The organism is Flavobacterium psychroterrae, from assembly GCF_018380615.1.
Taxonomy (GTDB): domain Bacteria; phylum Bacteroidota; class Bacteroidia; order Flavobacteriales; family Flavobacteriaceae; genus Flavobacterium; species Flavobacterium psychroterrae.
The window spans coordinates 1-14,243 of sequence record NZ_JAGYVZ010000029.1; the positions used below are offsets into that span (position 1 = coordinate 1).

Genomic DNA, 14,243 nt, shown 5'->3' on the forward strand with positions numbered 1-14,243 from the left:
ATAGAAAAACAACTAATAGAATAAAATAATTTTATATTTTTAAACTACTTTTTAGACACCTTTTTGAGTTCATTTATACTGCTCACTTTTATCCAGAATTAGGTGCTCACTTTATCCAGAATATCCATTAAAGGATTTATAGATGAAATTAATACAGAAAAACCTTTAAGAGTAAATGATTTGCTTAAAAAACTAGATAGCGACTGGAATGAAGATATAGGGTTGTATTTAATAAGTGAAATCCATAAAAATCATGGTATTAAAAAAATAAAAATAAGTAATTAAGAAAACATGAAAAATATAACAGAAGAAGTTCAAGGCAAATTTGAGTCAAACTGGTGGGATGATTTTTTAGAGGTTACAAATAATATGTCTGAAACAAAAGTCATTAAAAATTGTATTTCTAAAGAGGAAACCAATTTAATGCAAACTTATATACTTGAGATTATATCTGATCTGGCTAAATTAAGAACTCAAGATTATGGATACAGAGTGTACAAAGGAGGTACTTTGCTTACGAGTAATGAAATGGTTGAAATTTATAATTCTCCTCCTAAAAAGGATGAAAGCCTTCAAGATTGGACAAACAGAACATTTGGGAATGAAAAATTTGGAATGTTAATCAATCAGGCGGAACGATTTAATTTAGACTTATCAAAATCCATAGCACTAAAGTTAGGTCCATTGCTAAAAAAAATAGGAATGCCAACAGAGGGAGTTATTTTTACATTATTTGTAGGTAATTATGACAAAACTCCGCTGGGGATACACAAAGATTTACCCGGAAAAAGTGTGATTCATTTTCATCTTGGTCCAGGAAGCAAAACAATGTATACATGGGATACAGAAAAATATTTAGATCTCGTTGGGGAAAAAATATATAATAATTATGACATTGCCAACTACATACCTCATGCAAATAAACATGTAATAGATGAAGGTGATTTATATTTCATGCCAGAGGATTTATATCATGTAGGCACCCAAGATGATTTGTCAATTGCCATTGGTTGCTGGTGTTATAATCGCTCAAATCTTGATTTTGCAAAGCGACTACAATCTTTATTTCAAGAAAAAGTTTTAAAAGTGACAGATGTTAATCTAAAGGCAGATAAAAACGATCTGGACGATACAAGTTCTGTAGAAAAAACTTTAGATTTATTTGACATACCTAAAGACTTAGAAAATTTAAGTTTTAAAGATGTCATGAGAGAAACCTATAAAGATCTCCGTTATTCATTATACAGTAATGCTGGATATAGAACTAGTCCATTTCCTAAATAAAAATACAATTTATTTAATTTTGACGATTATATAGAGCTGGACAAACCTTATAAAATTCTTTATAAAACATCTATTGATAATGAAAAACTACATGTTTTTGTAAGAGGAATTAAAATTGAGCTAAATAATTTTGAATGTATAAAATTTTTAATTGATGCCATTAATATTGGAGACCCCATAAAGATTAGTGATTTATTATCAAAATTAGATGAGGACTGGGATGATGAGATTGGTTTGTATATACTTAGCGAAATATATAAAAATCATGGTATAGCTCTAGTGACTGAATTAAGTAGTATAGAATAAGTGAATTTTACCCATCAACAAGATCAAATGGACTGCGGTCCTGCATGCCTTTCAATGATAGCCAGTTTTTACAAGAAAAACTACAGTCTACGATTTTTAAGAGATCACTCCTTCATCAGCCGTGAAGGAGTTTCTTTATTAGGGATAACTGAGGCTGCGCAACGAATAGGATTCGAAACTGTTTCCGCACAACTAACCGTCGAAGAACTCCAAGAAATGCAATTGCCTTGTATTCTTCATTGGAATAAAAATCACTTTGTAGTTTTATCAAAAATATCTACCAATAGTTTTACAAAGAAAAAGCTCTTTACTATAGCCGATCCGGGACATGGCTTTATTTCATTAAATCAAGAAAAATTTAACAAAGCTTGGTTTTCTGATGCCAATACAGGAGTGGCTTTATTTCTTGAACCTACTGAAGAGTTTTACAAAAAAATTCCTCAAAAAATAGAAAAACTATCCGTTAAGTATATTTTAAGCTATCTCATCCCTTATAAAAAAAAATTCATATTATTGTTTTTTATGCTTTTGTTGGGGAGTGGTTTAACCTTAATATTTCCATTTCTTACCCAAAGTCTCATTGATAATGGGGTTAATAAAAAGAATATGAGCTTTATCACTCTTATTTTATTAGCTCAGTTAGGACTCTTTTTAGGATCTATCACTATAGAAATTATTCGAAATTCTATAATGCTTTTTGTAGGTACAAAAATCAGTATTACTATTATTTCAGATTATCTCAAAAAAATATTGAATTTATCCGTTCAATTTTTTGATTCAAAAATGACTGGGGATTTTGCACAGCGTATACAAGATAACGAGAAAATAGAACATTTCTTGACTTCCCAAAGTTTGGTTACATTTTTTTCCATGATGACCTTTTCGGTTTTCTTTGGTGTACTTTGGTATTATGATTTTAAAATCTTGGAGGTCTATTTAATTTTAACTATTCTTTCAATCGCTTGGTCTTTTTATTGGTTGCGTAAAAGAAAAGTATTAGATTATTTTCATTTTCAACAGCGAAGCGAAAATCAAGAATCCATTTTAGAAATCATTAATGGAGTAACAGAAATGAAACTTAATCAATTTGAAGATTTCAAACGTAATGAATGGGAAAAAATTCAACAAAAACTTTTTAGAACAAATATTAGAATTTTAAAACTGGATCAATTTCAGCTGTCGGGTTTTGAGTTTTTAAATCAATTAAAAAACATACTTGTAACCTTTCTTGCAGCTTCTTATGTAGTAAAGGGATCTATGAGTTTAGGCCAATTGTTAAGTGTGTCATATATCATTGGTCAAATGAATGCTCCCATAAATCAATTAATTACTTTTTTTCGTTCATTACAAGAAGCAAAATTAAGTTTAGAAAGATTAAATGAAGTACAAAATCATCCTGATGAAGAAGAAGAAAGACTTATGAAATTAGATACTGTAAATAGTAAATCTCCTATTCTTGGTATAATGTTCGAGCATGTTAATTTTCAATATGAAGGTCCAAAATCCCCTTATATTTTAAAGAATATCAATTTATTTGTTCCCGAAGGCAAAATTACTGCCATTGTTGGATCAAGCGGCAGTGGTAAAACTACCTTGATGAAATTGCTATTAAAATTTTATACTCCAACAACCGGTTCCATATTTTACAACTCCAATAACATACATGATATTTCGCCTAAATCAATAAGACAAAGCTGTGGTGTCGTAATGCAGGATGGCTTCATTTTTTCTGATACTATAGAGCGAAATATTGCTACAGGTGATGAAAGTATAAATGATGAAAAACTTAAAATGGCAGTGAAAATTGCTAATATTGAAAACTTCATAGAAGCGTTGCCACTAAAATATAATACTAAAATTGGGGCATCTGGTAATGGAATTTCAGGAGGTCAAAAACAGCGAATTTTAATTGCTCGTGCAGTTTATAAAAATCCTCATTATATTTTCTTTGATGAAGCTACTAGTGCTTTGGATGCCGAAAATGAAAAAATTATTCATGATAATCTTCAAGAATTCTTTAAAGGAAAAACAGTTGTAATTATTGCGCATCGTTTAAGTACCGTAAAAAATGCTGACAATATAATTGTTCTTAAGGACGGAGAAATTGTTGAAAATGGTAATCATCAAGAATTAGTTTCAAATAGAGCCAGCTATTTTAATTTAGTAAAAAATCAATTAGAGCTAGGAAATTAAAATAGGAATAATATGTTCGATTGTAGCCTCGGCGACTCCACAAAAAAAATCCTGTAAACGCTGTTTACAGGATTTTTTTGTTATAATTCACTTTTAAGGAGCTATTAAATTCGATATTTCCTTATCATCTTCGGGAAGATCTATTTGATATTAACTATTTCTTTTGGCAAATTAAAAGTAAAATAAATTCTTTGTACAATACTAGACAGCCTGCGTTCTTCACTTTGATCGCCTTTTCTTTTCAGATCTCCAATACTTAAATGAAGCAATAATGATTCTCTGGATGTTTCATTATATACATATCCTTCTAATTTTGCATTTCTTATTCGTACTAAAGCAAAGGCTCCGCCTATAAATATTTGTGCTAAATTAGAATCGAAATGTTTGTCAAGACTTTCAATGGCATAAGTTAAAGTTGGACTAAACTCTAAATCAATTTTTAATTCCTGACTATCAGGTTTATTAACAAAGTCGTAATTGGTTTGCCTCAATAATTTTAAAGTTTCCTCCATGATTTCCTTAATCATTCGGTTTTCTAAAATTGCTTGCGCAAATTTATGTTGATGAAAATCAAAATTACGATTTTGTAAACCTTCACCTGTTGCAAATTCATAAAGCAAAATAGCAACTGTAGCTTCATAACTTTTTGTAAATAATAGTTGTTTATCATTTTCATTCAGTTTTTTAACACCCGAATAAATGCGTTCTGCTGTTTTAGCCAAGACACTTCCTGCTATTTCGTTAGGTAAATCAGTAATTTCTTGTGCGATTTTTGCACCTATTTTAATTCCTTTTTCTATTATTTTTTCACCTATCTTTCCCCTTAAATTTTCTCTAATTTTATGAATTTCATTTATATCACCATGTAAATTTTCAATTACATCTACATATATTTTACTATAATGATCGTTTATTCTTGTTTTTTCAAATTCTTCGTTAATTTCATAGTAAAGTTCTGTTAAGTCATCTACAACTTCTTCTCCAATATCAGTTATTGAATATATTATTTCTTCAATTTTTGATATTTTGGTATTTAAATAAAGTATTACCACCTCATCTAAATTTGACAATATATAGATTGATTTTTCAGTAAGTTTACTTTTTATTCTTGATAGGCGCTCTAATAATTTGTAATCCTTTAGGTGTTTTGACTCCTCTTTTACTGCTGTTTTTTGGTCAATCCTAAAATACTTGAAAGTCTCTATGCTATTTTTCATAGGATCTTTAAGTATTTTATCAAAAGTATCCATTTTAAAAGCATCTCTCAATTTTAAATAATACAATTCTTTAACCATCACTTGCCCAAGCTTTACCCTGTCATCGTATTTCGCAAAATTAAAAGTTGATTTTCCATTTTTAGTAAAATGTTTTTGCATGATATCTTCCGACAGATCCGGAGCCATCCAAAGTGTAAAATTGTCATTAATTTGTTCTATAATAGCATCAAAATCTCTATTACCAGTAGTTTCTGAAACTTCATCTAATGATTTTTTTAGAAAACTATTATTTAAATTATCAAAAGAAGAATTTATAAAATCCTGAACTACAGATTGTTCAAATTCTACTAATTTGAAGTCTAATTCTTGTTGAGATAAATTTTTAAAACTTTGTTTATTTCCTTTAGCGTCTATAAATTCTCCACTTAGTTTTCCTTTTCCTTCTAAAAGTAGTTTTACATTATTCATATTATCAGAAAATAAATACCTGTTTCCTCCTTTTAAGAATTCATCAGTTTGATTAGATAAGAACCAAAGATTTAAAGGCATTTCTGAAGCTCCCAATGCCATTTCTCCATCTATCGCCGTTTTAATAGAGCCCATTGTTACTCGTGCCGCAGCATCAAACCATTCAGATATTATACCTTTCGTCTTTAAATAGGCATCAACGAATTGATAATAAGCGTGACGTTGTGCAATTGTATGATAAAAATAATGCTGCCCATTTATGGTATTATACAAGGAGGCATTCCAAAAAGTCGATCCTTCTTTTGTTGGATTTTTGATTCTGTCATAATCATACCATTGACCTGTTTTTAATGGGGGATAAACAAAGTATATATCACTTTTTATTTCACCTTTACCATATTTAATCTCTACCTCATTCAACAAAGTTCGTGACCAGATAAAATACATATTTTCTACCCCAATGTCAGGATACATTTTTTGAGGACTTAAATCAGGATATATTACTTTTTTACTTTGTATCGTTATTTTTCCGGGTAAATTAGGAAACACTGATTTTAATAATAAGAAGAGTTCGTCATGCTCTGAAAATAGCTGATGAATGTTTACATCTGGATTTTTAATTTCCCGGATCATTCTGTTGTAATATCCTTTCAAATTTTCATTTGTTTCTTCTTTGGATAATTGCAATAGTTTCAAAACCATGAAGTCACTTACTTCTGTCCAATTTATATTATTAATTGTATCCTGCTCAATTATAGCGAGACGCCATTTTTGTAATTCAAAATACATTTTTGTAAAAAGCTCCTGACCATCTTTGCCATTAAAATCCTGAACCTTTGCTCCTTGTTGAAAAGCTTTAGAAATATTTCTCCAATATGCTATTTCTGCAGTAAGATTTTTTTTAATAGCAGCATTTAATTTTTTCCTGATTGTCGCTTTAATAGCTTTTATAGTTGGCTTAACACTATCCGCATCGACTGTTTGAGGTACTGTTATAGTTTGTTGTGATGCAACACTGGCATAAGTTTGAGATGTTGCGCCATGGCTAAAATTCAGAGTATTGTTTTCTACTCTTAAATTCGAAGGAGTATTGTTTTCTGATGCAGAAGAACTCGTTGTAGTTTTCCCGGAGTTATCAGTAACGCCACCTTCGATTAGAGTACTTGAAGTCATGTTATTATAGTTAGTGGTTTTTTCCTCAGAATCCGAAGAAGTATTGCTTATCAATTTGATTGTTTTATCAGTGGTATTGATAGCGCCTTCTCCGGATAAGGAATTGAAATTGTTTGCAACAAGAGCAGCATTTTGATTTTTTTGCTCTTGCCACATTTGTACAATATCTTTTTGCTCGCCCATTTCTTTTGAAACTTTGGCTAACTCTTTTATTATTGTTTTAGTTAAATGTTCTGAGCTTTTTATATCAGCACTGTTTTTTATTGAAAGATTAAAATTATGAATTGAATTTTTACTCATCGCTAGTTGTTTTTCTGAGTGTAAAAGTACTATGCAAGTTTGTGATTTTAAAATTACAACTCACTTGTATTCAGTAGTTTCAGCAAGTTATTCTTTTACTGAAACTACTGAATAGAGAAGGTTTTATTTTGTTCTTTTTCTATTGTTCTGTTCTACTTTTACACCCTCAAAATAAAATAGTGAAGTTGCTTTTATATCGTATTAAGATGCAAATTCTCCTCTCATTTTTACAAAAAATACCAACTCACTTCATATTAATCATACTAAAACAATAGCCATTATGGATTATCTATTTTTAAAAGGCATTACTAAAATGCCTAAAATTCCTGACAAAGGTAATTCTCCTATTTTGGATCAATTATTAAAAAAATCCAGATTAAAAAATGCATCAGATCAATAATTAAATTATACAATTTAAAAGCAGAAAAAATGGCGATACAAAAATTAGATACCATAAAACAATGGTTTAAAACTGGATTAAAACCGACACAGTCACAATTTTGGGACACTTGGGATTCATTCCGACATAAATATGAAAAAGTTCATGTGAAAGACATAGATGGGATTGAAAAATTATTAGCCGGAGATAAAATTATTCCATCCGGACAGTTCATGATTTTTAAAGTTCACCCCAATACAGGTAATGAATTAGAAATAGGCGATAGCGTAATAGGATATTGTGAAGGTAATTTTCTTAGCGAAGCAACGTATTATGGCGGAGATACAAATTTGATGAGCAGTTTTACTAAATCAAATAATATAGTAGGGAGAATTGTATCATTTAAATTTGACGATCAACATTACGGTGATGTTATTACTTATGAACTTAATGATGAAGTATTACTACGATCATACAGCTGTGGTGTATACAATGGTATTTATCTCCTGTATAAAAGACCAGGTGAAACCGAATTTTCCAGCGCATGGCCTAGTGGTGTCTACCCACAATCATGGGTAACATGGCTTGAATTAACTCCTGGCACTATTATTAAATTAACAGATACTGTTGGAGGCCTGGACGATTCTGAAGAATTTATAATCTCAAACGAAATAAAAATTAAATAAAACATTATAAAAAATAATATGAAAATAATCAATATGAAAAAAGCAATTATATTATGCATGTTCATCATTGGGATGATGGCAAGCGCACAAAATCAGATTACAACTAAACCATTACAATTAAACACAGTAAAAAAAGGCCTTACAAACGATAGCATACTTGTATGGGGCGAAGATAAAGTTGTGAAGTTTATGCCTAAAAGTAGTTTTGGCAGTAAATCATCAGCTAATATTACGGCTGGTTATAATGTAACTGTAAATGGATCTGGAGATGTAAATAATCCTTACGTTATTAATGCCAGCTACCCAACAAATGGGGCAAGTTATTCTGACAATCCTTTTACGGCTTACTGTTTTATTTATCCTGACAGAGGTTTTCAATACTATAAACAACAATCCCCGGATAATGAAGGAAGATCTATTCAAACCACCTATGCAGATTCAAGTATAAAATATTCGTTACAAGCACCAGAAAGCAATAGTGTTAATATTGGATTCGAATTAAAATTTCCAAAACCTATTTCCAGCTACTATACCAGAACTTTACCAATATCTGTTAATGGCAATTTTGCTGATATAAATGGAAATATCGCATTGTCTCAAAATGCCGCTACTTCTACTTTGCAATCTGTAATCAATGCGGGAAACTTTATTACAAATTCACAAGGAGATAATTTAAAAATACTTCAAGACGATGGAGGCGGATCTATTAATAGAAAAGCTAATCGATATGACTACAAATGGTGTAGGTTTGAAGATTAACAATACTAATATTGGTATTTACAACCAGAGTTCCGGTAATTATCAATACGGTATGCTTTTATTAGACTCCGAAGGATCTCAAGGAATGGCACAGCTACAGGCTATAAAATACTCACAAGGCTCCGCAATATCGTTTAACAATCAAGAAGGTGCAATTGGAATTTACGGCACTTCGGCTTCGTCAAGACCAATGATAGAGCTTGCAAAAAGCTCAAAAGGTCCAGCGATTTACATACAATCCACAAGCACTTCAACACCGTTTGTAGTTTCTAAAGCAAGTTCCGGAGGCTATTCGCCTTCAAGTAATCTATTCTCTATCAATAGCACAGGTAGTTTTCAGGTTAATTTTTCTGATGTTACTGCTCCTGCATCTGCCATCGAAAAAGGCGTTGAAGGTGAAGTAAGAATAACCCGTACTCATATTTATGTATGTACTGCAGCAAACACTTGGGTTCGTACCGCTTTATCTACCTGGTAATAAAATACACTTACGTCATGAACTTTACTATTCAAATAAACTTAAACCTAATATTACATGAACAAAACCAAAATTGCAGTAATTGCCAGTCTATTAATTGTCTTAACTGGCTTTCTTGATACTAAATTCGATCTTTTACAAGAAGCAGGTTTTTCATTGATAACCATCAACAAAATTAAATTAATTGGTTTGTTTTTATCGGCCGTATTACCAAGTATTACGCCTTTGTTTTCGAACGAAGAAAAGTAAAAACAGGTTCAGGAAGCTTAAAAAAAAGATCTTCATCAGTTAAATGACTGTTATTACAATTAAACAAAATATACCCAAGATTCTAAAGAAGATAACTTTTATAAGCTCTTGGGTATATATCCGGAAAGGTAAAATTTTTCCGTGCTAAAAACATCACATAATTTTAAAAGAAAAAATATGGCAATACAAACATTAGACACCATAAAACAATGGTTCAAAACGGGTTTAAAACCTACACAAACTCAATTTTGGGATACCTGGGATTCATTTCGTCATAAAGATGTAAAAGTTCCTGTACAAGACGTCGAAAATTTAAGCGAATTGCTTTTAACAAAGCCTGACAAAGATGATTTTAAAACCATTAACGGACAACCAATATTGGGATCTGGAAATCTGGTTATTAGTAATCAAACCTCAACTTTAAACGAGATTTTAGCATCCGGAAATGACGGATTTGACAAAACAATAAGTCTTTGGAACGGACAAGATCAGGTTACGGGTATGGCGGGAGGATCAGCAAATTATAGCAGTATCTCTTTCCAGAAAACTGGCGGCATGTCATTTAATGAAGTTTATTTTCAAGATTATAACAGTAGGTCGCAATTAAACTTTGGAATTAATGGTGATTACACTGGTAGAATTGGCATTACCAATCTTGATGCTGTTGAGGGTGAATATTCTTACTTCAGCAAAGACACTGCAATAAATTTAAAATTGGGAGACAATAAAGTTAATTACACCTTTAATAGCATTAACAGACCTGCCGGAACTTATGAAGTAGCCACATTAAGTGATCTAAGCGAAGGAACACCGGCTTCTAAAACACAGTCAGGTATAGTTGACAATACATCTTTGCAAGAACTTGGGGGCGCTGATAAACTTATAAATGGCGTTAGAATTGGTCAGGGTGAAGGCACCGGAATTTCAAATACAGCCTTTGGTGTTAATGTGTTATCTGCAAACACCAGTGGTTCAAGTAATACTGGTATTGGCTTTGGAGTACTAGAAACAAATACCACAGGAGAATCAAATACCGGATTAGGAGATTTTGCCTTAAACGCAAATACAACAGGATCTTACAACGATGCCTTTGGAGGAAATGCATTGAGCAATAATACTTCAGGTTATGCTAACACCGCAGTTGGTGGATATGCATTAACAAAAAACCAAACATCTCAATACAATGTAGCAATTGGTTGTAATTCGCTATCCACTATGATATCTGGATTAGGGCAATCCACTGCTATTGGAGCATATTGTATGTCTGATGCTACAAGTACTGATAAAAATGCAGCTATTGGCACCTTCGCTTTGCGTTACAATACGGCAGGCTTTTCTAATACAGCTGTTGGACATACTGCTCTGGGGTTGAATACATCTGGAAATTCAAATAATGCGTTTGGCAACTATTCTTTGGGAGCTATAACAACAGGAGCTGCTAATATTGGTATTGGAAAAGCTGCAGGAAGATACGTAACAACAGGAAACAGCAATATTTATATTGGTTCAGAAGGAGTTGTATCTGATGCCCAGGCTTCCGGAATCATAAATATCGGAAATAAATTTATTGCAAAAGAATCAAAAATATCTCTGGTTGGCAGACTAAATTTAGGAACTGCACCAGTTTACGAAGGTAACTCAGCAGCTTTAGCAGGCGGTTTAATTGCCGGAGATGTTTATCGCACATCAACCGGAATATTAATGATTACCTACTAATTTTTATATGAAATAAGAAAATAAAAATCGTTTTCTATCATAAATCATATTCTTTTCTATTAATACATCGAAGTTTACTAAAGCGCTTAAATACTTTAGACTTCGGTGTATTTTTATTAAACGGAAATATTCAGAATAATAAATAGTACAAAATTAAATCACACTTCCTCACAACCTGTAAATTGCGGATTATAAAAAATCATAATAACCTAAAAAACAAATACTTATACGCATTTTATTTCTACTGAAACTACTGAAAACGAAGGTTAAATTTTTCGTTTTTCACACTCTTCTGCCCTACTTTTACGTACTGTAATTTTTACAATAGTCGCTCTAATATACACGCAAATTACCTCCTACTTTAAGTGTATTTAGAAAGTCCAAACCTCAACTTTGAGCTTATCCTTAATTATCATATCAACTATTAAACACTAAACCAATCATGGATTATACACCAAGAGATTTAGGAGAAACGCCTAAAACACCCGACATGAGTAATTTCAAAAATCCTTTGGGACAAACATCTGAAGCGAGCATTTTTATAGAGAGTTTCAATATTACACCTCTAAATGTTTCCGAGAAAAGTGAAAGCCTTTCCGATGCTATAAAAAAAGAAAGCAGAGACAGCAACATTTAGATATTCAATCAATTATCAAACTTATTTCAGCTTAAAATAAAACCTCTAAAACCATAAAAATGGCAGACGAAATATCCATAGAAAAACTAAAAGAAAAATACGGAACAATATTAAAATTGACATCAGACGATCAATTAATCACAACTTATTGCAAAAAACCATCATTCAATACCTTTTTAAACTACCAAAATAAATACAAGGATAATCCGCATGAAGCGATCTTATTTTTATTTAAGGAATGTGTATTGGATCAAGAAAAATATGACGACGAATTCATGCTTTCTGCTGGAAATTCTATTGTAGCTCTTATCAAAAAGGATAGTGAATTTACAATTGATGCAATGCCACAAAAAGATGAATTCAAAAAATCGGCTGCACTTATCAGAGCTGCTTTTCAGGTAGATCCCTATCAATTATCCATAGATGAGTTTTATAAATTACTCGAAGAAGCACTTTGGTTACAAAAACATACCGAAAAAAGAATGGAAAACACGCTTATGACTGCATTTGCACAAACATTTTCAAATTAAAATAAAATAAATAATTATGAAATTCAATTTTAACGTAAACGAAATTTTAAACACTAAAGAAACCGAATATATGGGCATTAATTATAACGACTCAGAATCAAAAGATTTTATTATTGATAAAACCGGAGGCGAATTTAATCTGAGAGTTTTTGCTCCTTTGGTTTTTGAACCTCTTATAAAAAGTGATCTTAATTTACCAAGTCTTCGAATTGATGCTGTTACTGTAAATCTAAATCGTTCAAAAACCATTAAGAAAGAAGGAGTTGAAGGAAGAGATTCAACAATCAAGGAACATATTACAAATGGTGATTTTAGTATTTCTATCGAAGGATTAATTGCCAATGAAACAGGCGATGAATATCCGAAAGAAAAACTTTTCCTCCTGAAACAATTCTTAAATGCCCCATATTCTTTACGAATTACCCATGCAATCCTGAACCGTTTTGGTATTTATGAATTAGTTATTGATTCTTACTCAATCCCTTCTATTTCAGGAACAAAAAATATTCAAAAATTCACTGCCAGTGCCACATCAGATGAAACTGTTGAACTAATAATTAGAGACAATGCTTAAACTAAATGCTAAAATTAGAGTTCACGAAACAATAGGACTTATCCCTACGCCAAAGTTTTATGAATTTACGTATGTAAAAAATGTAGCGATAAGTAGTTCGTACAAAACCCTTACCGATACGGCAACTATTATAATGCCGCAAAAAGTATATACTGATACAAAAGGATTTGATCAAAGCTTATTTGCAAATGCAAGCGGTGAACAAAAAACCATTCACGACTTTTTTAAACTGGAAAATTTTATAGAAATATTTTTAGGTTATGATGGTAATTACAAACCTGCATTTAGAGGTTATATCACCGGAGTACAATCAGATACAAACGCAACGATATCTTGTGAAGATGCGATGTATGCTTTTAAAAAAGTAAAAGCGGTAAAGGATGATGATGTTCAGGACAAAAATGACGTTTTGAATATTGTGTCAACAAATCCAACAACAAATGTTGAGAATTTTAATCCGAAAACTTTCTTCGAAAGAAGAATCAAAGAACTCAATTTACCTTTTAAAATAAACGCGCTTGACGAAGAGTTAGGAAATATCTTGATTAATAGAAATCATAGTCTGGCTCAGGTTTTTGAGATGTTAAAAGACAAAGGAATTTATACTTATTTCAAAATAGAAGATCTAGCACCAGTACTAACGATTACCAACAATCCGCAAGAACATACAATAGCTGAATTAGCAGGTTTTATTGATCGAAATTTCATTAAAAGTCCGCTAGCAGGAGCACTTGTTAAAAAATTAATTAATCAGGGACTTAGTCTGTTAAGTTCGAAGTTGAATAAAATTGTTCAAACCGTTACCGGAGGTTTTTTAGGAAAAGCAACTTTTAGATTTCGGTATAATATTATCGAAGATAAATTAGTAGTTGTCAAGGAATCTACTAAAAACACCCGCATACGAGTTGAAAAATATTTTAAAAATTCAAATACCCCAATTTATATTGAACTGGGCGATCCAAATGGTCAATTAATAAAAACTCATGTCTTGCATAATGATACTGACGATTTACCGAAAGATCTTGAAGCTTTTGAAAATGCAGCCACTAAAGTAGCTTCAGAATTGTATCAATATGCCGCTTTAAGGGCAATGGAATCTAAACCTAGCGGATTTGAAGGCTCTTTTCTCACATTTGGAGAACCGTTTGTAAGACCGACAGACAAAGTAATTCTTGAAAACGCAAAGGATAAAGAAAAAAACGGAACATTTCAGGTGGAGAAAGTTGAACGAAGCTACGGCGAAAACGGCTACAGACAAAGGATTTTTATAGGCAGAAGAGTAGAAGTAATCTAA

The 14,243-nt window shown here is 31.5% G+C and carries 12 protein-coding genes; 11 read left to right on the top strand and 1 reads right to left on the bottom strand.

The window, feature by feature from the left end; all coding sequences use genetic code 11:
* Window positions 1-291: 291 nt before the first annotated feature.
* Window positions 292-1,284: a hypothetical protein gene (locus KHA90_RS21545; RefSeq protein WP_213306432.1), complete on the top strand. Its 993-nt coding sequence runs from the start codon at window positions 292-294 to the stop codon at window positions 1,282-1,284.
* Window positions 1,285-1,617: 333 nt separating this feature from the next.
* The gene (locus tag KHA90_RS21550; RefSeq protein WP_244860516.1) at window positions 1,618-3,783 is read left to right on the top strand and encodes a peptidase domain-containing ABC transporter; all 2,166 of its coding nucleotides are present in this window, start codon (window positions 1,618-1,620) and stop codon (window positions 3,781-3,783) included.
* 140 nt (window positions 3,784-3,923) lie between these two features.
* Here KHA90_RS21550 and KHA90_RS21555 read toward each other — a convergent pair whose 3' ends face one another.
* Complete coding sequence (locus KHA90_RS21555) at window positions 3,924-6,941, bottom strand: V-type ATP synthase subunit I domain-containing protein (RefSeq protein WP_213306438.1); 3,018 nt, start codon at window positions 6,939-6,941, stop codon at window positions 3,924-3,926.
* Window positions 6,942-7,370: 429 nt separating this feature from the next.
* Between KHA90_RS21555 and KHA90_RS21560 the strand changes: the two genes are divergently transcribed.
* The 9 genes from KHA90_RS21560 to KHA90_RS21600 all read left to right on the top strand — a co-directional run bounded on the left by KHA90_RS21560 (window position 7,371) and on the right by KHA90_RS21600 (window position 14,243).
* On the top strand, window positions 7,371-8,006 hold the full coding sequence (locus KHA90_RS21560; RefSeq protein WP_213306442.1) for a hypothetical protein: 636 nt from the start codon (window positions 7,371-7,373) through the stop codon (window positions 8,004-8,006).
* 33 nt (window positions 8,007-8,039) lie between these two features.
* Window positions 8,040-8,765, top strand: coding sequence for a hypothetical protein (locus KHA90_RS21565; protein WP_213306444.1), 726 nt, complete (start codon window positions 8,040-8,042; stop codon window positions 8,763-8,765).
* A complete protein-coding gene (locus KHA90_RS21570; protein ID WP_213306446.1) occupies window positions 8,734-9,243 on the top strand; it encodes a hypothetical protein in 510 nt (169 codons plus the stop codon). The genes KHA90_RS21565 and KHA90_RS21570 overlap by 32 nt, the downstream gene beginning before the upstream one ends.
* 57 nt (window positions 9,244-9,300) lie before the next feature.
* A complete protein-coding gene (locus tag KHA90_RS21575) occupies window positions 9,301-9,492 on the top strand; it encodes a hypothetical protein (protein ID WP_213306448.1) in 192 nt (63 codons plus the stop codon).
* 177 nt (window positions 9,493-9,669) lie between these two features.
* A complete protein-coding gene (locus KHA90_RS21580; RefSeq protein ID WP_213306450.1) occupies window positions 9,670-11,208 on the top strand; it encodes a hypothetical protein in 1,539 nt (512 codons plus the stop codon).
* Between the two features lie 442 nt (window positions 11,209-11,650).
* Complete coding sequence (locus KHA90_RS21585) at window positions 11,651-11,845, top strand: hypothetical protein (protein WP_213306452.1); 195 nt, start codon at window positions 11,651-11,653, stop codon at window positions 11,843-11,845.
* A gap of 59 nt (window positions 11,846-11,904) precedes the next feature.
* Complete coding sequence (locus KHA90_RS21590) at window positions 11,905-12,375, top strand: hypothetical protein (RefSeq protein WP_213306453.1); 471 nt, start codon at window positions 11,905-11,907, stop codon at window positions 12,373-12,375.
* A 16-nt stretch (window positions 12,376-12,391) separates the two neighbouring features.
* Complete coding sequence (locus tag KHA90_RS21595) at window positions 12,392-12,949, top strand: DUF6046 domain-containing protein (protein WP_213306456.1); 558 nt, start codon at window positions 12,392-12,394, stop codon at window positions 12,947-12,949.
* Window positions 12,942-14,243, top strand: coding sequence for a hypothetical protein (locus KHA90_RS21600; RefSeq protein ID WP_213306459.1), 1,302 nt, complete (start codon window positions 12,942-12,944; stop codon window positions 14,241-14,243). Before KHA90_RS21595 ends, KHA90_RS21600 begins: the two co-directional genes overlap by 8 nt.

What these genes read in the sequence shown, in the direction of transcription:
- KHA90_RS21545 (WP_213306432.1), top strand. Translation starts at nt 292, where the DNA reads ATGAAAAATATAACAGAAGAAGTTCAAGGCAAATTTGAGTCAAACTGG.
- KHA90_RS21550 (WP_244860516.1), top strand. Translation starts at nt 1,618, where the DNA reads ATGGACTGCGGTCCTGCATGCCTTTCAATGATAGCCAGTTTTTACAAG.
- KHA90_RS21600 (WP_213306459.1), top strand. Translation starts at nt 12,942, where the DNA reads ATGCTTAAACTAAATGCTAAAATTAGAGTTCACGAAACAATAGGACTT.
- KHA90_RS21565 (WP_213306444.1), top strand. Translation starts at nt 8,040, where the DNA reads ATGAAAAAAGCAATTATATTATGCATGTTCATCATTGGGATGATGGCA.
- KHA90_RS21570 (WP_213306446.1), top strand. Translation starts at nt 8,734, where the DNA reads ATGACTACAAATGGTGTAGGTTTGAAGATTAACAATACTAATATTGGT.
- KHA90_RS21560 (WP_213306442.1), top strand. Translation starts at nt 7,371, where the DNA reads ATGGCGATACAAAAATTAGATACCATAAAACAATGGTTTAAAACTGGA.
- KHA90_RS21580 (WP_213306450.1), top strand. Translation starts at nt 9,670, where the DNA reads ATGGCAATACAAACATTAGACACCATAAAACAATGGTTCAAAACGGGT.
- KHA90_RS21590 (WP_213306453.1), top strand. Translation starts at nt 11,905, where the DNA reads ATGGCAGACGAAATATCCATAGAAAAACTAAAAGAAAAATACGGAACA.
- KHA90_RS21595 (WP_213306456.1), top strand. Translation starts at nt 12,392, where the DNA reads ATGAAATTCAATTTTAACGTAAACGAAATTTTAAACACTAAAGAAACC.
- KHA90_RS21575 (WP_213306448.1), top strand. Translation starts at nt 9,301, where the DNA reads ATGAACAAAACCAAAATTGCAGTAATTGCCAGTCTATTAATTGTCTTA.
- KHA90_RS21555 (WP_213306438.1), bottom strand. Translation starts at nt 6,941, where the DNA reads ATGAGTAAAAATTCAATTCATAATTTTAATCTTTCAATAAAAAACAGT.
- KHA90_RS21585 (WP_213306452.1), top strand. Translation starts at nt 11,651, where the DNA reads ATGGATTATACACCAAGAGATTTAGGAGAAACGCCTAAAACACCCGAC.